Annotated in this window: 18 protein-coding genes and 3 pseudogenes; 10 read left to right on the top strand and 11 right to left on the bottom strand. The window is 41.6% G+C overall.

What is annotated here, in order from left to right; all coding sequences use genetic code 11:
- Nucleotides 1-251, top strand: a pseudogene (locus JUI58_RS28315) (DUF433 domain-containing protein); the annotation flags it as partial.
- A 707-nt stretch (nt 252-958) separates the two neighbouring features.
- Here the strand turns inward: JUI58_RS28315 and JUI58_RS26410 are convergent.
- Together JUI58_RS26410 and JUI58_RS26405 are read right to left on the bottom strand one after the other, a co-directional pair.
- Entirely contained in the window at nt 959-1,297 is a 339-nt protein-coding gene (locus JUI58_RS26410) for a hypothetical protein (protein ID WP_204106844.1), read from the bottom strand.
- A gap of 53 nt (nt 1,298-1,350) precedes the next feature.
- Nucleotides 1,351-1,722 carry a hypothetical protein gene (locus JUI58_RS26405; RefSeq protein WP_204106843.1) on the bottom strand — a complete coding sequence of 124 codons (372 nt, stop codon included), beginning with the start codon at nt 1,720-1,722 and terminating at the stop codon, nt 1,351-1,353.
- 188 nt (nt 1,723-1,910) lie between these two features.
- Here JUI58_RS26405 and JUI58_RS26400 point away from each other — a divergent pair, with 188 nt between their 5' ends.
- The gene (locus JUI58_RS26400) at nt 1,911-3,287 is read left to right on the top strand and encodes an ATP-binding protein (protein WP_204106842.1); all 1,377 of its coding nucleotides are present in this window, start codon (nt 1,911-1,913) and stop codon (nt 3,285-3,287) included.
- On the opposite strand, the gene JUI58_RS26395 is transcribed toward JUI58_RS26400, so the two are convergent.
- Complete coding sequence (locus tag JUI58_RS26395; RefSeq protein ID WP_204106841.1) at nt 3,276-3,971, bottom strand: PHP domain-containing protein; 696 nt, start codon at nt 3,969-3,971, stop codon at nt 3,276-3,278. The genes JUI58_RS26400 and JUI58_RS26395 overlap by 12 nt on opposite strands.
- Before the next feature lie 317 nt (nt 3,972-4,288).
- Between JUI58_RS26395 and JUI58_RS26390 the strand changes: the two genes are divergently transcribed.
- Nucleotides 4,289-6,004 carry a cytochrome c biogenesis protein ResB gene (locus JUI58_RS26390; RefSeq protein WP_204106840.1) on the top strand — a complete coding sequence of 572 codons (1,716 nt, stop codon included), beginning with the start codon at nt 4,289-4,291 and terminating at the stop codon, nt 6,002-6,004.
- A gap of 55 nt (nt 6,005-6,059) precedes the next feature.
- On the opposite strand, the gene JUI58_RS26385 is transcribed toward JUI58_RS26390, so the two are convergent.
- Both JUI58_RS26385 and JUI58_RS26380 read right to left on the bottom strand, forming a co-directional pair.
- A complete protein-coding gene (locus JUI58_RS26385) occupies nt 6,060-6,326 on the bottom strand; it encodes a hypothetical protein (protein WP_204106839.1) in 267 nt (88 codons plus the stop codon).
- Between the two features lie 16 nt (nt 6,327-6,342).
- On the bottom strand, nt 6,343-8,004 hold the full coding sequence (locus JUI58_RS26380) for a CocE/NonD family hydrolase (RefSeq protein WP_239121730.1): 1,662 nt from the start codon (nt 8,002-8,004) through the stop codon (nt 6,343-6,345).
- A gap of 176 nt (nt 8,005-8,180) precedes the next feature.
- Here JUI58_RS26380 and JUI58_RS26375 point away from each other — a divergent pair, with 176 nt between their 5' ends.
- Entirely contained in the window at nt 8,181-8,570 is a 390-nt protein-coding gene (locus JUI58_RS26375; protein ID WP_204106838.1) for a hypothetical protein, read from the top strand.
- Nucleotides 8,567-9,667 carry a spermidine/putrescine ABC transporter substrate-binding protein gene (locus JUI58_RS26370; protein WP_239121729.1) on the top strand — a complete coding sequence of 367 codons (1,101 nt, stop codon included), beginning with the start codon at nt 8,567-8,569 and terminating at the stop codon, nt 9,665-9,667. Before JUI58_RS26375 ends, JUI58_RS26370 begins: the two co-directional genes overlap by 4 nt.
- 17 nt (nt 9,668-9,684) lie before the next feature.
- On the opposite strand, the gene JUI58_RS26365 is transcribed toward JUI58_RS26370, so the two are convergent.
- The 3 genes and pseudogenes from JUI58_RS26365 to JUI58_RS28305 all read right to left on the bottom strand — a co-directional run.
- A complete protein-coding gene (locus JUI58_RS26365; protein WP_239121728.1) occupies nt 9,685-10,587 on the bottom strand; it encodes an ABC transporter permease in 903 nt (300 codons plus the stop codon).
- Nucleotides 10,588-10,697: 110 nt separating this feature from the next.
- Nucleotides 10,698-11,087 (bottom strand): annotated as a pseudogene (locus JUI58_RS28310) (hypothetical protein); the annotation flags it as partial.
- 1,464 nt (nt 11,088-12,551) lie between these two features.
- A pseudogene (locus JUI58_RS28305) lies at nt 12,552-13,166 on the bottom strand (DUF4912 domain-containing protein); the annotation flags it as partial.
- Between the two features lie 528 nt (nt 13,167-13,694).
- Between JUI58_RS28305 and JUI58_RS26355 the strand changes: the two are divergent.
- Nucleotides 13,695-14,333, top strand: coding sequence for a hypothetical protein (locus JUI58_RS26355; RefSeq protein ID WP_204106836.1), 639 nt, complete (start codon nt 13,695-13,697; stop codon nt 14,331-14,333).
- 14 nt (nt 14,334-14,347) lie between these two features.
- Here JUI58_RS26355 and JUI58_RS26350 read toward each other — a convergent pair whose 3' ends face one another.
- Nucleotides 14,348-14,545: a hypothetical protein gene (locus JUI58_RS26350; protein WP_204106835.1), complete on the bottom strand. Its 198-nt coding sequence runs from the start codon at nt 14,543-14,545 to the stop codon at nt 14,348-14,350.
- 376 nt (nt 14,546-14,921) lie between these two features.
- Between JUI58_RS26350 and JUI58_RS26345 the strand changes: the two genes are divergently transcribed.
- Together JUI58_RS26345 and JUI58_RS26340 are read left to right on the top strand one after the other, a co-directional pair.
- Nucleotides 14,922-17,078, top strand: coding sequence for a GNAT family N-acetyltransferase (locus JUI58_RS26345; RefSeq protein WP_204106834.1), 2,157 nt, complete (start codon nt 14,922-14,924; stop codon nt 17,076-17,078).
- A 1-nt stretch (nt 17,079) separates the two neighbouring features.
- Entirely contained in the window at nt 17,080-17,589 is a 510-nt protein-coding gene (locus tag JUI58_RS26340) for an ASCH domain-containing protein (RefSeq protein WP_204106833.1), read from the top strand.
- A 45-nt stretch (nt 17,590-17,634) separates the two neighbouring features.
- Here JUI58_RS26340 and JUI58_RS26335 read toward each other — a convergent pair whose 3' ends face one another.
- A complete protein-coding gene (locus JUI58_RS26335) occupies nt 17,635-18,762 on the bottom strand; it encodes a pentapeptide repeat-containing protein (protein ID WP_204106832.1) in 1,128 nt (375 codons plus the stop codon).
- A gap of 76 nt (nt 18,763-18,838) precedes the next feature.
- Here JUI58_RS26335 and corA point away from each other — a divergent pair, with 76 nt between their 5' ends.
- On the top strand, nt 18,839-19,990 hold the full coding sequence (gene corA, locus JUI58_RS26330; protein WP_204106852.1) for a magnesium/cobalt transporter CorA: 1,152 nt from the start codon (nt 18,839-18,841) through the stop codon (nt 19,988-19,990).
- Nucleotides 19,991-20,146: 156 nt separating this feature from the next.
- Here the strand turns inward: corA and JUI58_RS26325 are convergent, their stop codons facing one another.
- On the bottom strand, nt 20,147-21,349 hold the full coding sequence (locus JUI58_RS26325) for an argininosuccinate synthase (RefSeq protein ID WP_204106831.1): 1,203 nt from the start codon (nt 21,347-21,349) through the stop codon (nt 20,147-20,149).
- Between the two features lie 419 nt (nt 21,350-21,768).
- Here JUI58_RS26325 and JUI58_RS26320 point away from each other — a divergent pair, with 419 nt between their 5' ends.
- On the top strand, nt 21,769-22,989 hold the full coding sequence (locus JUI58_RS26320) for an aspartate aminotransferase family protein (protein WP_348539980.1): 1,221 nt from the start codon (nt 21,769-21,771) through the stop codon (nt 22,987-22,989).
- The last annotated feature ends 45 nt before the right edge of the window (nt 22,990-23,034 follow it).

Below are 23,034 nucleotides of genomic sequence, written 5' to 3'. Positions count from 1 at the left end.
TTGCTTCTCAATCTTTTTCGGGGATTCAAAAAACACCGGGAGTTTGCGGAGGAGATGCTTGTATTGGCAAAACAAGAATTCCGGTTTGGTCATTGGTCAACGATCGCCGTCAGGGGATGAGTGAAGCGCAAATTTTAGCGGCTTTCCCTGGTTTAAGCGCGATCGATCTGGTTAATGCTTGGACGTATGCTGAGGCAAATTCAGAAGAAATTGAAATGACAATTCGAGAAAATGAAGAAATTATTAAACAAAGTAGCGATCGGCAATCTTTTTTACAGTTATCTCTTGTGGAACGTCGTCACATTTTAGCAAAACAAGCTGATAAAATAGAACCTCATTATCAAGAAGATTCTCAATGGCGCGAATGGACTAATTTAGATTGCGATCGCTAGTTGAGAAGTGTCGATCTACAGTGTTTTGTTCGTCCGTTGGGGACTTTAACAGATAGTGAAATGCAGGAAATTGCAGCAGCGATCGCACTAGACATCTTTTTTTTCTCTTGTTTGTCTTATGTTTAGCACTTTTCTAGAAGAAGAAAAAACGCGATCGCCTTTTCTCCATCTCCTGCAAAAAGCGATAAAGGAAGAAGTGCGATCGCAACAAGTCGTTTAAATTTTTAATCAGCGACGGCAGAATTCTAGGGAGGAGAATCTGTATCAATAGGTGTTTCTTCTTTACAGTCTAAACACTTGTACACAACACGCGTTGTATATTTATTAATAATTCGTTCCCGAACAAAAGTCATTCTTGTGCTTCCACAATGACCACATACTGGTCCTCCAACTTCATTTCGCTTACCCATTTTCTAATTCTCCTGAAATTTTTGTTGTTTTTTAGAAGTCCTCTAAATCTCCTCTTTCTGTCATTTTTGGAGATGGCAATCACCGACCTTATAAGAGTTTTAGAATTCAGAAAGAATAAGGGTTTTCCAAGAGTGACAGAAGAGAGATAAATAGGTTTATTTTAAAAACCATTTTCCTTCTGCTGTTTTTCCTCCTACTTTAATATCGACTCTGTATGAGTCATTTTTATAATTGAATTCTTGCCGATGTTCATCCCCATTACCTTTGGGTTGATAACCATTATCTTTAAAGCTCTCAACCCACTTAATCATTTTCTCCACAGCAGTTTCAAAGGCTTGACCATTATCTTTAGGAAATTCTTTTTTCCCTTCAGCAATCAAACCTTTACAAACATTAACAGCTTGGCCGTTAGTTGGAGGTTGATTAAATTCACCCTTTGATGTTGCAAGATTCTTAGGACCTATCTGAAGTTGACACGCCAATCTATAACTCATAATCAATTCTCCTCGTTGTTTTGTGACTTCAATATTTTTCTATAAATACTCGATCAAAATTCTTCTTCAGATTTGGAACCTCCACCTGCAAAAAATTGATCGGCTTCAAGATTAGCTTTAAAACCTTTACAGGCTTCTCTGAGTTGATCTTCAAAATTCGCTAAAGTTCCCAACTTGCTTCCATTCCCAACTTTAGCTGTTATTCCGATCATTAGGTCATTCATAGAAACTCGCTGTTTACCACAGAGAAGGAATATTTCTTTTCCTTCTCCCTCCATATCGCCACCTACTAGAATGGCTCTCATAATGTTTTGCCTTCGAGCAGTTTCTAATTCTTTGTCTGTTAAGGTGACTTTAATTTCAGTTTCATAATAAGCACCACCAAAGGGACCTTTCTTTTCTTGTCGATCTGCTGAGAATTTCATATTTGCCTCCCTGCAATACAAAGTTCAATCATAATGTCAATTATCCAACTAGAATTTATAACTGTCCAGTCTCAAAACGTCGGATTATATCGGCAAATTTTTAATCTGGTTGCAGACAAAAAACTTGAATTTGTGGGATTGTGTTGGGTATAATTGGAAAGTGTTGGGTTTTGATAAGAAAAACTTAAGTGTCTCAAGTTATGAGAATGAACAATATTGTGGAATGGGCTGACGATTTGGTTTTTACACATACTGGAGAGCATTTAGACGATCTGCAACAAGATATCTTGCGAGAAGTCTTTCAGGGTAAGAAGTACGCTAGAATCGCGCAAAACCGCAGTGTTACTGAAGGTCATGTGAGAGATGTTGCTTCTCAGTTGTGGAAAATTTTATCGGAAGCGTTAGGAGAGAATATAAGAAAGTCTAATGTTAGATCGACAATGGAGAGATTGCACTATTCTAATGTTTCGCATTTTGGTAAAGATTTTGTGCAACATATTGGAGATGTTAATTTCTGTCCTGATGCTTCTAAAAACCCCAAACCAGCACAAAACAGAACTAAACAACCCCAAATTGATTTAGGAACAGCACCAGAAATTACCCGTTTTTATGGGCGAACAGAAGAACTTGAAACTCTTAAAAACTGGATTATTAACGATCGCACTTCCCTCATTTTCCTCCTCGGACTTCCAGGCATTGGTAAAACAACCCTCGCAGTCAAACTTATCGAAACGATTAAACCTGAATTCGATCGCATTATCTATTACAGTCTGCAATTTTCTCCCCCTTTAACCGCCACATTAACCCATCTCTTGCAATTTCTCACTGACTCCGAGGACATTCCCCAAGACATCGAAACGCAATACCAAAAGCTGAGAGAATGCTTGCAACGCGATCGCACCTTCATCATCCTCGACGATTTACAAGCCCTTTTTGCCCCGCAAACTCTTTCTGGACACTATAAGCCCAATCTAGAAAATTATCGCACCTTTTGGACACTTTTGCAAAAAATGATAGGAAAAAGCCATATTCTTCTCATTGGCGATGAAAAACCGAGGGAATTTGTAGAGTGGGACAGACAACAAAATAGAACCCAGATTTTAGAGTTGAAAGGGTTAGGAAATGCAGCCACACAGATTTTACAAGCTGAAGGACTTTCTGATGATGAATGCTGGGAAAAACTCTGCGATCGCTACCAAAATCACCCTCTTTGGTTGCAATGGGTTTCTCGACTCATCCGAGACTTTTTTCAAGGCAATGTTCGCCAATTTCTCGAACACGAAATATTGTTAATCGATCCCCTACAAGAACAATACGATCGCCAATTCAAGCGCTTATCTGACCTAGAACAAGAATTACTCCAGGCGATCGCAGCTTATCCCCAACCCATCTCTTTAGAAACACTTTTGCAAAGGCGATCGCACTCTCCGTCTCATATCTTAAACGCAATCCAATCTTTAAAACGAAGACTTTGGCTACAAACAGTCACAGAAGAACAAACTATAAGTTTTTCTATTGCAAAAATTATCAGAGCATATTTAAGCACCGTTAAACTAACGTCGTAAAAGTAAATCTTTGCCGTGGGTATCGGTGCCGCAAGTGTTGAATAAACCGTAGCGATCGCTTAATTGTTTCACTTGCTGAGTTTGTTTGCAGGAAGGCAGCCAGGGATCGACGTGACGATAAGCGTAGTAGGTTTCAACGCCATCTATACCTAATTTTACGGCTGCGGGGACTAATTTATTAGCAGAACGGCGATATCGTTCGGGATGCGCTAAAACAGCCAATCCTCCCGCTTGATGAATGGCATCGATGACGCGATCGGCTTGTGCGGCTTTACCTTTGGGCGCAGATCCGCTTAAATAAGGCAGCAAGGCCGGACAACTGGGATCGAAGGCATAACCGAGAATATGGACATCCACGGTGAGTAACAATGAGGTAATCTCAACTCCCGTCCACAATTGGGGAATTTTTGCCGATGAGTCCATTTCTGCCAAATATTGTTGCGCGATGCGAAAGCCATCAACGGTATGATGATCGGTGATTGCCAAACCTTGCAAACCAATGGCAACTACTTGTTCTATAACTTCTTGCGGCTGTAACTGTCCGTCCGAGAAAACAGTATGGAGATGGAAATTGTAGTGGGTAGGACAGCTATCTGGTTGGATATTTGTCCAAACTTCTTTGAGCGATCGCTCATCTTGGGGGTTTTGCTTGACGAATGCCGAAGCTATTTTGGTTGCCATCATGGGTTTCAGAGAATACGATTAACGATTCCGAAAAAATCGTGTTTGTCAAAATATAGATAAAATTCTTAACACTTCTCTAGCTTAACAAAATTGAAAAATAGAGGTTGTGCTATGACACACCTCTGAGAGTTTACTATTCCAATTTTTTAAAGCAACGCGAGCTAGGATAGGCGATCGCGCCCATGTATGATTAAAACTGATTATATTGATGTAAGAATCTCATACATTTTCTCTTTTTGCAACATTAACTACACAAAAATTCTTAAAGTGCCAATTACCGTAAGACTCGGAAGTTTTTTTGCAGTCTAGATAATAACTTGCTAACTACCACTATGCACAATCGCCTTTCTCGTTTTCTCGGTTCGATTCAATTTGCTATTCCTTTATTGAGTGCGATCGCCATCATCCTAATTGGGGCGACATTTTACGAGTCTCAAGTAGGTTCAGCAACGGTACAGCAGGAAATCTATAAAAGTCCCTGGTTTGGGGGTTTAATGTTCTTATTAGCACTGAATTTGGGTGTTTCGGCTTTGAGTCGCTATCCCTGGCGAGGGGCGCGTAAAATTGGTTTTGCTCTCACTCATCTCGGTTTGATTGTTATTATTGCAGGTTCGGCGGCGGTGATTCATTTGGGTGCTGAGGGAATGTTACTTTTACGAACAGATTTAGACGCTAATAATCAAGTTCGGGTTGAGGGAGATTTACTTGAAGTTGCTAATCGAGAGGGAGAGGTACAACAAACCGGAATTTTTATCAAAGCAGATGGCTCAATTTCGCCTCAATCTTTCGCGGGTCTTTCCTTATTAGGCTATAGCGAAAATGCTATCAAAACTGTAAGTTTTCGTGAAGGGGGAAGCGTCGAAAATCCAGCAGTGCGTTTGAGTTTGCATAGCGATCGCATGGGACAAACTTTAGAGCGTTGGTTAGCGATCGCGCCTCTTCCTTACCGCAAAATCTCCTTGGGACCCGCAGATTTAGAGATGGTGCGATCGGGAAATTCAGCAGAGTTAGAAGCATTATTAAACACGCCGATCGCAGAAAACAATAATCCTTTAGGGACAGTGCAAATTGTTGCTAATGCGGGCAAAATTTCTTTGGATGTAGACTCCTATTTACAGCGAGAAGTGGGAATCGACGACAATTTACGAGTCCGCTTAGTCGAATTTTTCCCAGATTTTAAATTGAACAGAAATAAGCAGCCCACCAGTGTTTCAGATCGCTTCAATAATCCCGCCCTACAATTAGAAATTAGCGGCGATCGCGGAGTCGAACAATGGTTTGTATTCGGTCGCGATTTCCCCCCGGTTCGTTCCCTTATTTCTGGGGAATCATTAACAGGAATTAATCTTAATTATTCTCTGCCTCCGCAACAATCTGAAGATTATTTTCGAGTAATTCTTGACAAGGAAGGAAAATTATATTATGCAGCAAAATCTTCTCGGGAGTTTAAATCGGGAGAACTGGCGATCGGGCAGTCTATTACTCCAGGTTGGGCGGATTTTCAAATTACATTAGAAACATATATTCCCAAGGCTCAATTGCAGCGAGAAACGATTCCCATTTCTGACCCTAATACTGCGGGAAATCCAGCCTTGTTAGTGGAAACAAAGTCGGGAACAAAAGCCTGGTTATCTTGGGGAGAACCTACGGCGATCGACGATCCTAATCAGGAAATATTTGCTGCATTTAGTCCCAAATTATTACAGTTACCTTTTGCTGTTAAATTAGAAGATTTTATTGTCGATCGCAATGAGGGATCGGAATCTGTGGCAATGTGGACGAGCAAAATTGCCATTGAAGACCCTCATCAAGATATCATTGAAGAGCGCAAAGTATGGATGAATCACCCCACTTGGTATCAAGGTTGGAAGATTGCTCAAGCCTCATGGAATCCAGGCGATTTAAAACAGTCTACCTTACAAGTAAAGCGAGAACCAGCTTGGGTTACAGGACTCACTTGGAGCGGTTCTGGATTAGTTGTTTTGGGGATATTTACTATGTTTTACGGTAAGGGTTTGATCTCCAAACCCTAAAGAATTTGTAACTACACAATAGATTATGAGAAATTCAAGGACAAAGGAGAGGCAATCAAACCAAATAAACCAGAGCTAAAATACCTAGCAACCCCAGATAAGTTAACGGGAATAGCCAGCGACAAACATTGTCGATGGAATTAGCAGAAGTTTCTTTTCCTTGCAGACAAAGCATATTAACCGTGATATTTTCAATAATTGTGAGAACCAACATCACAAATGATAGTAAAATCAGCCCATCTAGAAAGGTATTGTAAATATGATTGGGGAGTATATCCGAAACGATAAGACGATGGCGAGGAGGTTCTGATGCGATCGCCATCTTAAGGTTTTTTAGATTAAAAAAGTTTATTCCGAGCCGATATTTCCAATAAATCAGAAACGTTTATCAATAGTTTTGCAGGGTATTTCCTGCCAGATTGAAGACTTATTGTTATGATATTTACATCGTTACAATTAATTTCATTATTAAATAAATTCATACCTGAATGAGTCAAGTAAGCTGGAAAACAAGCCGCACTAATACTCAGACGTAAACAATTCCCTTGTTTGAGACAAATACAAGTTTCTTGAAGAGGAATCTGCACTGGATTGGCTGACGAATCAATGCGAATATAACCCTGAGTAAAATTGTAAACACAACCATTGGGTTGAACTTCAGAGACAATTGCACAGAGATCAAAACTTGGTGTATCGGCTTGATAATATAGCTCAACAATAATCTTACCAACGATGTGTAAATCTGAAGCAAAAGGTTCACTGGTATAAGTTAAAACATCACTACGAGAGTCAATATGAGAGCGTTCAAAAGAACCTGATGGAAAAGCAACATGACCTCCCAAAGAGGGAACAGGCCGCCAAGGATCGTGTACGATAATATCTTCTTGCTGCTCTTCAAAGCAATCGTTTAGACTTAATTTTCCCCCATCATCACGAATGCTCGCTAAACTATTACTGTTTAAATAATAAGCAATTTTCTCTCCTTGAGGAAACGTTTTAAAATCTTTCCATTGATTGCTTCCCATCTCAAATAAACGAATGGGATTGCTTTCTAAAATCCCCGTATCTTTTCCTTTAAGAAAATGGTCAAACCAGCTAATTTGTAATTCATCTACTGGACTAGCTGCTTCTTGACCATAATCGATCGCACCGACTTTTCTTCCCCAGGGTAAATGTCCCCAAACTCCAACAATTAAATGCTGTGGGTTGCTGCATTGTTGCGCCATTTCTCGATATAAACGTAAAGTCCCTCGCAAATAGCAATCAAACCAACCACCAATATGCAGCATGGGGAGATCTACATTGGTAAGATCAGGTTTAAATTGCTGCCAATATTTTCCAGGTTGAGGATGTGCGATCCATTCATCAAAAAATGAACTGGGGGCATATTTTCCCAAGCATTCTCTAAGAAATGATGAAGGATTATAAAATGGTAAATCGCGAGCAGCCGCGTAAAGAACCTGATATGCTTTAAAATCTTCTTGCAAGCGTGCTGTTTCTGCGGCTAACTGTACTGCCCAACCTAAATTGGCCTGCAAACAAAATGCCCCATTTTCATACGCCCAATCTGCATAAATATCGTAACCTAACATCCCAGGACAAAGCACTTTTAAGGCTTTTGGTTTATTTTGTGCGGCATAGAGTTGAGTCATTCCTTGATAAGAAAATCCATACATTCCCACCTCTCCCGTACTTTGAGAGAGTTGAGATGCCCAATTTACTGTCTCGATCCCGTCTTCAATTTCGTTAATAAAAAGGTCAAATTTTCCCTCAGAAGTACCGCGACCGCGCACGTCTTGAATAACAACTATATAACCTCGGGCAGCATACCATTTAGGATGAGCATAGACGACAGTAGAGGCGATCGCACGTCCGTAGGGTTGACGCATTAATAACACTGGAAATTCCCCCGATGCTTCGGGACGATAAATATCTGCATCAAGACGAAGGCGATCGCCAGTGACCAGAGAAACTGTTTCTTTAATAACGTGATATTGCAAAATATTTCCCAGCAGTGATTAGTTTTTTGTTCGATATCTATATATTTTATAGCAATAATGAAATACTTAGTCTTGTCAAGTTATTGTAATCAAACTTCATTTTCAAGAAATCGAGAGGTGAAGTTTTACAGGCTGTCTTTTGACAAAAGGCTCAATATCTAGACAAGATATAAGACGTGGTTTTCCATACTGATCGCTTAAATTTTTTGGATAAGTTTCTCATGCACATTCACCCCGAAAAACCGAAACTCATTTCTATCGGTATTGCCCCCATCGGCTATATTTCTATTGGCATTGTTCCCATGGGAATCGTCTCAATTGGTGTTGTCCCGATGGGGATTATTTCTTTGGGTGCTGTTGCGATGGGGTTTTTCTCTGCGGGAGCAGTTGCGATGGGGGTTTTAACGGGTGGGGTTCAATCTATGGGTATCGTTAGTGTGGGAAATCAGGGTATGGGTAATATTAGAATTCCCCTTCATCACGAACACGGCGATCGCGAAAACCACGAACATCATGGTGGAGAAGAGATGAAATATGAAAACTCTCCCCATCATGAATCCCCATGATGAGAATAATGCAGCGCCGTCAATTTTTAACCAAGTCCGGAATTAGTTTATTAAATTTATTCCTATCGGGATGTGGTTGGACTTTAGCTAATATTCAAGCTGCTGCTACTAATCCAAACTTATCGAATGAGTTATATATTTATACTTGGACGGCTTTTGTTGACGAAAAACTTTTACAGCAATTTACAAAAGAAACAGGAATTCACAGTATTGCCAATATTTTTGATTCTAACGAAACCATGCTGGCTCGTTTTCAAGTCAGTGGAGGTGGAGGATATAGTATTCTCTATCCTTCCGATTATATGGTCAAAAAAATGATAGATCTGGGATTTTTACTCGAATTGGATAAGTCTAAAATCTTGGTTGAGGATCGACTATTTCCCCGGTTTAAAAATCCTGAATATGATCCCGAAAGTCGCTACAGTATTCCCATAGCTTGGGGTTTAACCGGATTAATTTATAATCGAAATCAAGTTAAAAAACCTCCCGAAGATTGGGATTATCTTTGGCAACACCAACAAGAGTTTGCGAAAAGAATAACATTGCTCAATGATGTTCGAGAAGTAATGGGTGCAGCTTTAAAATCACTAGGATATTCTTATAATTCTAGTAACCCCAAGGAAATTAAAGCTGCTTATGAGAAATTAAGATGCTTGAAAAGTGCGATCGCAACCTTTACAACTGAGGACTGGAAAACGCAAATTCTCACGGGAGATATTGCAATTGCTATGTGTTATTCAGACGAAGCCAATCGAATTATCCGAGAAAATGAAGATTTGGCTTTTGTTATTCCTAGAAGTGGAACTTCTTTTGCAGTTGATAATCTAGTCATTCCTAAAACCGCTCCTAATATTGCAGGAGGTTATGCTTGGCTCAATTTTATATTACAACCTCAAGTATTAGCAAAACTTTGTCAACGTTTGAGCTTTGGGACTCCTAGCGAAGCCGCATTTAATCTTTTGCCACTCCAATTCCAAAAAAATCCTATTCTTTTTCCTTCTCAAAATATCTTAATGTTGTGTGAAGAGATATCGCCTTTAGATAACGAAACTAACGAACTGATCGATCGCTATTGGACACTTTTAACCAGTAATTAATGTTAATCAATTATCAATTATCGCAAAGAAAAACGACGAATTGCCAGAAAACTGCCCACCATTCCCACAGAAATTCCTAAAGTAAAAATAATAATAGGTAAAAGACTTAATTGTAAAGAAGTTAATTTTAATCCTTCAGTTAGAAAGTTGAGAAAATCTGTTTTCACAAAGAAAAGATTAGATAAAAGGGTTCTTAAAGTAGTAATTAAAGCTAAAGCGAGTCCACCCCCCACTAAACCAAAAATGACTCCTTGAAAAACAAAAGGAAGGAATATCCAAACTTTAGTTGCTCCCACGAGTTGCATAATTTCTAACTCATTGCGTCGTGCTACAGCAATTAAATTAAGAGTCGTAGTAATTACCGCGATCGCCGTTAAAGAAAGAATGCTGGTTAAAACAATTCCGATCCAACTCAAACCTTGTTGAATTTGTTGCAATCTCTCTCGTGCTTCATTCACATAAACAATGCGATCGACCCCCGGTATTCGATCCAATTGTGCTACAATTTCAGGAACTTTTTGGGCATTATCCGCGATCGCCTTCAATTCATCAACTAAAGGATTCCCCTCAAGTTGTTCGGTGGCTTCTGCAACATCAGCAATACCTAATTCCTCCAGTAAAGATTGCCAGGCCCGTTCCTTGGGAATTGTCCGCACATCCTTAATATGAGGAACACCTCGTACCATTGGCACAATAGTCTCTCCTTGCGTTTCTGGCTGGAGATAGACAGAGATTTCCAACTGATTGCCAAAATGATCCAGCAACGAATCCAATTGCCAAGATGTTTGCAAACACACTCCAAACAAAAAGAGAAGAACCGTTACGGTACTAATTGCAGCCCAATTCATCCAGCCCCCCCGTCGCAAACTGGATAAAGATTCCCGACAGAGATAACCCAATTTGGTAAAAAACTGCAACATGAATAGTGAGTTATAAGTGATGGATTTTGCAAATATACCATGCGATCGCCAACAACAAAAAACCCCGACCCAAGGCCGGGGAAAGATTCAACTTTTACCAGAAATTCCCATCAAAACCACTCTAAAGTAGCATCTTCTTTCGTATTGGTTTTACGCGAAGGTGTTTCGCGATTGAAATTCATGTGGATGGAACGGTTTTGCTCCCCATCTGCTGCAACTGCCATGATGGGATAATCCAGTTGACCATCTTGGAAAGACATTTGAAAGCGGAATGTTCCATCGGGATTGAGTTTGATGGGTTTGCCGCCAATAGTGACAACAGCATCGGGTTCGGTTGCACCATAGATAATTAATTCTGCATCAGCAACCAACCAAAATTTGCGAGGACGGATGGGGGGTGCCGAAGCGGAAAAACCAACACCTGACATTCCTACACCGGACATAGTTAATCCTGCACCGGACATAGTTAATCCTGCACCGGACATCATCCCCATACCCGACATGGTTAATCCCGCGCCAGACATACCTGCACCGGACATAGTGAGTCCTGCACCGGACATCATCCCCATACCCGACATCATGCCAACCCCAGACATGGTTTCTAGTCCCATACCTGACATCATTCCCATACCGGACATAGTAGTAAGACCCATACCCGACATACCGACACCGGACATAGTTAATCCCGCGCCAGACATACCTGCACCGGACATAGTGAGTCCTGCACCAGACATCATCCCCATACCCGACATCATGCCAACCCCAGACATGGTTTCTAGTCCCATACCTGACATCATTCCCATGCCGGACATAGTAGTAAGACCCATACCCGACATACCGACACCGGACATAGTTAATCCTGCGCCAGACATACCGACACCGGACATGGTTAGACCCGCGCCCGACATACCCATACCGGACATAGTTAGACCTGCACCGGACATCATGCCCATACCCGACATCATGCCCACTCCAGACATGGTTTCTAGTCCCATACCGGACATCATTCCCGCACCGGACATCATGCCCATGCCAGACATACCGACACCGGACATGGTGAGACCTGCACCCGACATACCGACACCGGACATGGTTAGACCCGCGCCAGACATACCTGCGCCGGACATAGTGAGTCCTGCACCAGACATCATGCCCATACCCGACATCATGCCAACCCCAGACATGGTTTCTAGTCCCATACCGGACATCATCCCCATACCGGAGATAGTAGTAAGACCCATACCCGACATACCGACACCGGACATGGTTAGACCTGCACCCGACATACCGACACCGGACATAGTGAGTCCCGCGCCCGATATACCTGCACCGGACATAGCTTGTCCTGCACCGGACATCATGCCCATACCGGACATCATGCCAACCCCAGACATGGTTTCTAGTCCCATACCTGAAATTATGCCTGCACCGGACATAGTAGTAAGACCCATACCCGACATACCGACACCGGACATGGTTAGACCCGCACCAGATATACCTGCGCCGGACATAGCTTGTCCTGCACCGGACATCATGCCCATACCGGACATGGTTTCCAGTCCCGTACCCGACATCATGCCCATACCGGACATGGTTTCCAATCCTATACCCGATGCCATCCCGACACCGGACATAGTTTCTAGTCCTGCACCAGACATCCCGGCACCGGACATTTGCATTCCCGCGCCAGATTCTTGCATTCCCGAACCAGACATTCCTGCACCGGACATTCCCGATCCCGATGCCCACTTGCCAACTCCCGAAGGAAAGACATAGGAACTGACATTTTCTTCGGAAACTTGCTGCATCGAACCGAAGATGGAACCGGAAACCCGATCGCCTTGCCGTTGTTCGTAAAGCTCTTCAACAACAGTAGCGCCATCACCACCGCTTAATTGCAGGACTTTTTTACCCGCGAGTTCTTGTTCCCAGGAAACTGTGGCGAATTGGTCTTCGATCCAGTCTGAAGGATAAATGGGGGGAACGCGAACGATCCCCGAACTTGCCAGGACTAACCAACGACCATCTACACAGCGATAGCCAATTTCCACGCAGTAATCGCGATCGCTGACGGGAATGGGAACATACCATTCTCGTGCCAGTTCATCGCAAGGATATTCCTGAACGCTGTGGGGGTTTTGGGTTTCTAGCTTAATGTTGGTAACATCGTAAATTCGTAATGCTAACTGTTGTCCCCCTTTACGGCGCATTTCCTCTTTATGACTGTTAGGAATATCCCAATAGGCATAACACCATTGCGGATCCCGGGGCATCAAAACAATAATACTCTCTCCGTAGCCGCCGGGTAGTTCGGCCAGTCCTTCGTCAACGGAGGCCAGTTTTACTTCTACGGGGGTTGCTTGACCGACTTGAAATTTTGAGGCTTCCACTTCTGGTTCTTCTTTTGGAGGACTAATAGGATGAGAGTTGATAGGATAGGCGGGAGTGCTGGGTTCGGGAAAAGTGACCGAGTATTCAGCAACTTCTCGAATTGCGGTCAGAAGTTGTACTTTCCGCATCCGACTATAACGGGAGATATTATATTTGCTGGCGACTTTGCGAAGTTGCCGCAATGTCATTTCTTCTAAGGGTAGGCGTTCGTTTGCCATTGTTTTTTTGAAGTACTAGCGATAGGTCGTTTAGGTTTTAAGTCCGTACTCGAAAATGTGTTTCTTCGAGTCGGTTGCTAACAACCCCCCATTTCCCAAGGAGAGGTTATTCCAGATACCAAATTTGGTATTTTTGGCAGACCCTCCAGATTTTTTTGGGATCGCTGTTTTGGTGTGTATTCCCCCCCTCTTCCCTTTGATTTTCCTTTGGGTAAGGGGAAATTTTGGGGATTGGGGTCACATCTCGATTGGGGATCGCTTTGTTAACTTCATGTAACAAAATTTATTGAGGTTCGGTCAAGGTCATCTGGAAAGGATTTTCAAACAGTTCACGAAGTTATAGGCGATCGCGGGATCGCTCTGTTATTGTTTCTTGACAAACCAGGGAATTACTGGGATTGGTCGGCCTCCTCATGGATTTTCAGTTGTGCGAATGCCCGATATAAGCTATCACTGGACAGGGAGCAGCATTTCCTATTTTTCTAGGAGCGATCGATTTTGGGTATTGACCTACGCAGTTACGTCTTTCTTGATAATCTTCAATCTCAGCACGCGGCTTATATTGGGACGGTGGCTTTGGGGTTTTTGCCGTTACCTGGGGATACGTCTTTATGGATTGAGATTTCCCCTGGCATTGAAATTAATCGCATTACGGATGTCGCCCTCAAGTCAACATCGGTGCGTCCTGGGGTTCAGTTTGTGGAACGGTTATATGGTTTGCTGGAAATTCACTCTCCCCGTCAAGGGGAAACGAGAACGGCAGGAAAGGCGATTTTAGATGCCCTTGGAGTGACGGAAAGGGAACGCCTTAAGCCCAGAGTGGTTTCTAGTCAGATTATTCGTAATATCGACGCACATCAAGCGCAATTAATTAATCGGACTCGTCGAGGGCAGATGCTTTTGGCGGGGCAAACTTTGTATGTTTTGGAGGTGACTCCGGCGGCTTATGCGGCGTTGGCGGCTAATGAGGCGGAAAAGGCGGCGAATATTAATATCTTACAGGTGTCGGCGATCGGCAGTTTTGGGCGGTTGTATTTGGGGGGAGAGGAACGGGATATTATTGCAGGTTCTGGGGCGGCGATCGCGGCTTTGGAAAGTGTTTCTGGTCGCGAAAATGGTGTAGGGAAGAAGGAATAATTGCAAACCAGAAGCTATGCGCCTACTTGGATTTTACCTTTTTTTACCGCCCAGAGGAGACGTTTGGCGATGTCTTTCTCTTCTTCATTGAAACTATTATTTTGGGTTGCAACTATCAAACTCTTACAAATACTGGGGCTGAGGGTGCCGTTTTGGGTAGCAGAAACGAAAATTTCCGAAAGTGCATTGGGGAAGAGTTGAAAGTTAAGCATTGTTTTTGGGAGGTTGGTTTTCTCAATGTTTTTATAGTCTCAGTTTTGCGGGGAAAGGGAAGCGATCGCATCGACTGTTGAAGCGTGAAATTCGTCGCGATCGCGGGTGATGCTATTCTGCAAGGCAGGGTGAACTCAAACAGATTTAGAGGTGATGGAAAGGGTTAAGGGAGTGCGATCGCGATCGCAATGACAGTCAAGGTTTAGTTTGAAGGGTTATCGCGATCGCCGTTTTGTAAAAGAATGATTCATCTGCGATCGTTGATTTATACCTGGCAAGGCAGTATCTTAAGATTTGATACAGAAAAACATCACTTAGGGAAAAGTGAGTTATATTCAATGCACCGTACTATTTTTTGAATTAATAAAAACAACTATGACTAGAGATACCGAAATTACATTTCAAAAAATCAATCATCGATCTCCCTATTTAGAAACAGTTATTAATCTTGGTGATGCTAATTCAGATACTTTAGGTTTTTTGGCTAAAGGCGCTTTTATCAATAATGCAGCAAAAGGAAATATTGTTGTAGTAATTAATACTCAAGGAGAGTGTATTGGATATATTTTATATAATTATAATCGATCTCGCGATCTTTTTAAATTAGTGCATTTATGTATTGATAGAAATTGTCGCTCTCGAGGGATTGCTCGTCAATGTATAGAATATCTTAAGTATATGGCTCGTAATACTAGAGGAATTGAATTAACTTGCCGTCGAGACTTTAGATTAGATAGAATGTGGTCTACATTTGGATTCGTACCAGAAATCGAAAAAGATGCAAAAACACCAGGAAAAATAAATACAGTTTGGAGATTTGATTTTCAAACTCCACAACTATTATCAATGTTGCTAGATTTACATCTCGAGTCAAATCTTGGAGTTATTATCGATTTTTCCATTCTCTTTGAACTTGTTTCTGAAAATATAGAGAATTCTAAAGAATCAAAGGCACTGCTTGCAGATTGGTTACAAGATATTTTAAAATTAGGGTTTGTCAATGAAATTTTTGATTGCATTAACATTATTGATAATGAAGAGGAACGCAAAAAATACAGGAATTTTACTGCGAATCTCACAAATTTTCCCTTTGAAGAAACTAAATATATATCTGAATATCAAAAGCTAAGAGAATTTTTCTGTAGTCAAAATGTAGAAATTAATAATAATAAAATCAAATATATAGCTCAAACACTGGCATCAGATGTTTCTTTTTTAGTAACTCGCGATCTTCAAATTTTAAATTTAGCAAATACTCTTTATCAACAATTCAAAATTTCTATCAAGAGTCCAACAGATTTAATTATACAATTAACCGAATTTCAAGAAAATCAAGAATATCAGCCTATTCGTCTTGCTGGTTTAACCGATCTACGACAAGAAAAACTTACCAATGATAAAATTGATGACTTTTCCAATATTTTTTGGTTTCAAGAACAAGATCGGCATGAAACAAAATCTCAATTTCAACAAAAAATGCGCCGTTTTGTTATAGAAAAGGATAAATTTGAATCTGTTATAATTAAAGATTCATCGGGATTTTTAATGTTGATTGTTTACGATCGCAGCGATGAAGATGAATTAGAAATTCCTATGATTAGAGTTGGAAAAGGAAATGAAATTTTAATTAAAACAATTATGAAGCATAGCATTTTTCAGACAATTTCTACTGCTGTCAAAGAGGATAGAAAATTTACAAGAATTACCGATTTATCAATTTCTCCAATTGTTTTACAACTCATCCAGGAAGATCATTTTTTACAAGTTGGTAATAGCTGGATAAAAGCCAATTTTAAAATGGCAGATACCGCAAATAATCTTGGTTCTAACATTATCTATCTAATAACACAGACGAATAGAGACTATGAGATATTTCAGCAATTTGGAGAGATATTGAAAACAGCAAGTTTAGACAAAAAAGATACAAATATATTATTTATGATGGAAAAATTTTTACATCCAATGAAAATAATTGATGCGGAGATTCCTAATTTTATCATTCCAATTCAGCCTTTTTGGGCAGAAAATTTATTTGATAAAAAGTTGGCAGAACAAACTTTAAATTTCTTTTCAAAGCCGGAAATAACAATCAATCGAGAAGCTGTTTATTATAAGAAAAATTATGTGCCTCCTCATAGAAATTGTATCAATGGCAGAATTTTATGGTATGTCACAAAAAATGATAAAGATCGAGGTTATACTAATATAAGTGCCATTCGGGCTTGTTCTCATCTTGAAGAAGTTGTTGTGGGAAAACCAAGAGAATTATATAAACGCTTTCGTAATCTAGGAGTGTTTGAAGAAAAGAATGTTCTGGAGATTGAAAAGGGAAATGAAGATACTGAAATTATGGCAATTCGATTTAGTAATACTGAGTTATTCGATCGCTGTATATTTCATGATGAACTGCAAAAATTATCACAACAAGTTTCTAATAAAAATATATCAGTTGTAGGAACTAGCGAGATTCCTAAAGAATTATTTGCTATAATCTATAAGTTAGGTCTAAACATTAAAGAAACAAATTTTTAGAATGTCTGTTAAAGTCTTGCTACTATCAATAAAGCCTGAATATGCAAATCAGATTTTTGGGGGCAAGAAAACTGTTGAATTGCGCCGAATTCGGACTCGATTACAACAAGGGGATTTAGTATTTGTTTATGTATCATCTCCTCAAAAATCTTTAATGGGATGGTTTGAAGTAGATTGGATTAAAACTGTTTACAATTTACCAAAAGACTTAAATGATTTTTGGAGAGTGGTAGGAAAGTATTCTGGACTTAAACGCCCAGAATTTGATCGCTACTATAAAGGAGCTTCCGTCGGAATTGGCATATTTATTAAGAATCCCCAGGTGCTACCTAAACCTGTCAAATTAGAAGAATTAAGAATGGGATTGTCAGAATCTTTTCATCCACCCCAAAACTACCAATATCTTAAACCCGACGAAATCGAGTGTATTGAAACAATTGCTCAATATGAATTTCCTTGTTTTAAATCCAAATATAAGCAACTCAATATGAATTTTGATACTGTTGACTAAACTGCACTATCTTTTCAAAATTCAGTTATTTTTAGAAGGATCGCCTCAAACAAAAATCGCCCCTTGTTGCTGGAGTTGCTGTTTAATTTCCTCGGAAAGTTCGCACTCACGACTAAATTTTGCCCCTTCCACTTGCGTCCCCGTCCAAGTAGTTTTACTCAGATTTGCCTCTTGTAAATTCGCCCCTCTGAGATCCACTGCTGCTAAACTGACCAATGCTAAACTGGCTCGGTGTAGGTTTGCATTTCTCAAGTTCGCATTCTCCAAAAAAGCACCGCTTAAATCTGCCCCGCTTAATTTTGCTCCTTGTAAATTCGCTTCGTTTAAATCCGTATCATTTAAGGTGGCACCGCGCAAATTAATGCGGGTTAAATTTGCACCACTGAGATCGATCGCGCTTAAATTGGCAGCCAAGAAATTTCCTCCCGCAAACTCTTGCTTCGGGTCAAGTTCGGCAATTTGAGCCAGTTCTAGAATATTATCTGTTGTTGCTTTAACGATCGCATTGACGACTTTTTGTAGGCGATCGCTTTTCTGTTTTAGACTCTCTTTTATCTCTGTATGAAAACTCACCGATGATGTTACTGTGCTTAAATAAGGCGTGAGTTTTTCTTGCCCAAGAAAACGGGCTAAAATCCGGTCTAAAATGGCGTGTTTGTTGGGACCAATATCGCGAGGCCAAAGTCCTTCTCCTGCTACAATCTGCACATTGGCTGAAGTCGTCGTTAATGTCGCTTCAAGGTGCAGTTTAGAATCCGCGATCGCCACAGTTGCTAATTTTATCTCCTCCAAACTTCCTTGGAGAACAAATTCTCCAGGTTTAGCCGCAAATATCCAGCGTGGATGCTGGGGAGAAATCGGGGCGATCGCTTCTACTGTCAGACCGACACCTCCTAATAAATCCCCCGACAATTCCGACCCCGGTACTAATTCCGTCCCTTCTCCGAGTGTTAACTTAAGTTCTCCCCCAACTATCGCAAAACAGAGACGACCCTGCAAAACAGATTCCCATTGCTGGTTAAAGTGAAGAGTTAGCCAGAGATCGACGCGATCGCTTGGAGAGGAAATTGCTTGTAAATCGAGTCGAACGCAATCGGGGTAAGAGTTGTGGGATTCAAGGGAAAAAGACATGGGATGAGTTTTAGCAAGAGGAATATCTTTAACTCTTATCATCAAAGTTCCCTCGGTGCGGCGATCGCAACAAAAGATTTAAAATCTTACTCGGATGCTTTCAACAGAAGGAGACATTATGACGCGATCGCCAAAACAAGAAAACCAACAGGATGACCCGATACTAGAGGAAGAAGAGGATTATTTCGATTATTACTTCGATCGCCCTGGAAGCGAACCAGGGACCCTTAATATCGACCCAGATGCCCTTCCCACGCAAATCGTTCTCATTGACTATAACAGCGATCGCGCCACTCGCCGGACGGATATCTCCCCCCAAGAGTGCATTCCCTATTTAGACACGGAATCTGTTTCTTGGTTTGACGTACAAGGTTTAGGAACGGAAAATATCCTACAACAAGTCGGACAAATCTGCCAACTCCATCCTTTGGTATTAGAAGATGTGGTTAATGTTCCCCAAAGACCGAAAATGGAGGATTACAAGGAACAGCTTTTGATTATTGTCCAAATGGTACTTCCCAATCCTGGTAAAGAAGGTTTTTTTAACGAACAGGTGGGATTTGTTTTAGGACAACACTATTTAATTACTTTTCAAGAAGAACCAACTCGAGATTGTTTTGAACCCGTGCGATCGCGCATTCGGAGTAATACAGGTAAAGTCTGTCAATTGGGTGCTGATTATCTAGCTTATTTATTATTGGATGCAGTGATCGATAATTTTTTCCCCGTTTTGGAAGATTATGGAGAACGTATTGATATTTTAGAAGATGAAGTACTGAAAAATCCTCAACGGGCAATACTGGAAGATATTTACGATGTACGCCGAGAATTGTTAGCCTTGAGACGAGCAATTTGGCCTTTGAGGAGTACAATTAATGCGTTAATCCGCGAGGATACTTCTTTAATTAGTCCCGAAGTACAGGTTTATTTCCGTGATTGTTACGATCACATCATTCAATTATTGGATATCGTAGAAACTTATCGAGAATTATCTTCTAGTTTGATGGACGTTTATATGTCTGCGGTGAATAATAAGGTCAATGAAGTCGTGAATTTATTGACCATTATTTCGACTATTTTTATTCCTTTAACCTTCATTGTTGGCGTTTATGGCATGAATTTTAAAGTTATGCCAGAACTAGATTGGAAATGGGGTTATGCAACCATTTGGGGAATTATGATTTTGATTGCGATCGCCTTGATTATCTTTTTTTGGCGGCGAGGTTGGTTTGATGGTTTTTACTTCATTCGTAAAGAGAAAAAACGCTAATTTTGTTAGCAAAAATGTACGCAAATTTAAGTAGCGATGTTGTATACAGCGCTTGGGGGATGCTGAGGTTTTCTCAGCTTATCCAACCAAGCAAGACAACATCGCTATAGGATTTCAGGCGATCGCCCGGTTTCCTGCGAGAAAATAATTCAGGGATTATTTGCGGGTTTTTTCCGACCAAACTCGGGTAGGTAAACCCCAAATATAGATGAATCCTTCCGCCGCTTTGTGATCGAATTGGTCATCAGCCGTATAAGTAGCGAGGTCGGGGGAATAGATAGAATAGTCAGACCGACGACCGACAATTCTGGCACTCCCTTTAAATAATTTAACCCGAACTATTCCCGTAACCCGCTCTTGGGTTTTTTGAATGAAAGCATCCAAAGATTCTTTGAGAGGAGAATACCAGAGTCCTTGATAGATTAAATTTGCATAAGTATCTTCCATGCCTCGCTTATATTGAGTAACATCCGCCGTGAGAGTCAAACTTTCGAGATCGCGGTGAGCCTGAATGAGTAACAATAAAGCAGGAGCCTCGTAAATTTCTCGCGATTTAATCCCCACCACGCGATTTTCAATCATGTCGATGCGTCCCACCCCATGCTTTCCAGCGATCGCATTCAATTGCGTAATCAATTCAACCGGGGGCAAAGAAGTCCCATTGACACTGGTAGGAATACCTCGATCGAAACCAATTTCTACATATTCCGGCTCATTGGGAGTATCCGCGATCGCCTTAGTCATAGCAAAAATCTCTTCGGGAGGCTCCATCATGGGGTCTTCCAGGGGACCCGCTTCAATACTGCGACCGAGAAGATTGCGATCGATACTGTAAGGAGAAGATTTTTTCACCGGGGAGGGAATGCCAAACTGTTCCCCATAGGCGATCGTTTCCTCTCGACCCATCCCCCATTCTCGGGCCGGGGCGAGAACCTTGATCGACGGGTTAAGCGCCATAATCGAAACATCAAAACGCACCTGATCGTTTCCCTTTCCAGTACAACCGTGGGCGACAGCATCGGCACCATATTTCTCGGCAGCATCTACCAGCATTTTCGCAATGAGGGGACGGGCGAGGGCAGTAGAGAGAGGATAGCGGTTTTCGTAGAGAGTATTCGCTTGAATGGCAGCAAAAGCATAATCTTTAACAAAACTTTCCTGCCCATTTTCCACAAGAGAGATGGAAGCCCCAGAGTCAAGGGCTTTTTGCTGGATGGGACCGAGTTCGTCCCCTTGTCCCAAGTCAGCAGCAAGGGTAATAACTTCTTTTACCCCCCATTCTTTTTTGAGATAGGGGATGCAAACGGAGGTATCGACTCCCCCAGAATACGCGAGAACGACTTTGTTGGCGCGACCCATGATTTATTTTTTCCCAAAAACAACTAAGGGGGTATTGTAGCCTATTGCTTTCGTTTCCTTCGATCGTTCCGCTACCATTTGCTTTTTCAAATTTCCCCTTGAGAGATATTCTCGGTAATGGGCAAACCACAGGAAACGATCGCATTTCCCAGTTATTTCTGCGATCGCGTTATTCTCGATACGGTAGCAAAAGCCGTAAATTGTGTTAAATATAAAGGTTTAGAGAATTAGCTGCTGACAGTTTTAGGGACGAAGTGAGGCAACTCACAGAATCCCTTGCGTTAATGTAAGAAAATATCTCTAACCATAAAAAAATGGCGATCGCGATCGCTAATACCCATTCTGTCTCGATTAGGAGTGAGCCAGTGAGTTTAAACACCCTCGTTCAAGAGCCGATCTCAACCCCGCAATCCTCGGAAATGGCGTTTGATACGAACCGCTTCAATGCTAACGTGATGACGACCTATGGGCGCTTTCCCATCGCCCTAGAGCGAGGAAAAGGCTGCCGGGTTTGGGATACCGATGGGAAAGAATATCTCGACTTTGTTGCAGGTATTGCCACTTGTACCCTCGGTCATGCTCATCCCGTTCTTGTTGAAGCCCTAACCCAACAAATCAAAAAGTTACACCACGTTTCCAATTTATATTACATCCCGGAACAAGGAGAATTGGCGGAATGGCTGGTCGATAACTCTTGTGCCGATCAAGTCTTCTTCTGCAATTCCGGTGCAGAAGCCAATGAAGCGGCGATCAAACTCGCTCGCAAGTACGCTCACAAAGTCCAAGAAATCCAATATCCTGTTATTTTAACTGCTAAGGCCAGTTTTCACGGACGCACTCTGGCCACGATTACCGCAACGGGTCAACCTAAATATCAAAAGGGCTTTGAACCCTTGGTGGATGGGTTTGCCTATGTCCCGTTTAATAATATCCAGGCTTTGGAAGATGCGATCGGGGACATTGATGAGGGCAACCGTCGCGTTGGAGCCGTTTTACTAGAAACCTTACAGGGAGAAGGGGGAGTTCGTCCTGGGACTCGGGAATACTTCCAAGAAGTGCGCCGAGTTTGCGATGAAAATGGCCTACTTTTGATTTTGGATGAAGTACAAGTGGGCATGGGACGCACTGGGAAACTCTGGGGTTATGAAAATCTGGGCATTGAACCGGATATTTTCACCAGTGCTAAGGGTTTAGCGGGAGGCATTCCCATCGGTGCAATGCTGTGTAAGAATTCCTGCGATGTGTTTGAACCAGGCAATCATGCCAGTACCTTTGGGGGCAATCCTTTTGCTTGTGCCGCAGGTCTGGCTGTGGGAAAAACGTTGATGGCAGACAATCTTCTCGATAATGTTCAAAGTCGCGGGGAACAACTGCGCGGGAAGTTAAACGAGATCATCCAACTCTATCCCCAGATATTCACTGAGGTGCGGGGTTGGGGTTTAATTAATGGGCTAGAAATTGCGGAGAATCGTGATTTAACTTCTATTGATTTGGTGAAAGCTGCAATGGATGAAGGCTTGCTTCTCGTGCCTGCCGGTCCAAAAGTTGTGCGTTTCCTGCCACCTTTGATCGTGTCTGAAGCAGAAGTGAATGAGGCGATCGAGAAACTCGAAAGAGCGATCGCTTCTTTTCTCAGTTAAGAACAAGGCATCGAAATAACATCAAACCCGTACTATCGCTTTGGT

Source organism: Spirulina sp. CCY15215 (assembly GCF_016888125.1).
GTDB lineage: Bacteria > Cyanobacteriota > Cyanobacteriia > Cyanobacteriales > Spirulinaceae > CCY15215.
Note: the sequence above shows the minus strand (reverse complement) of the source record. Positions and strands in the feature narration are given on the sequence as shown.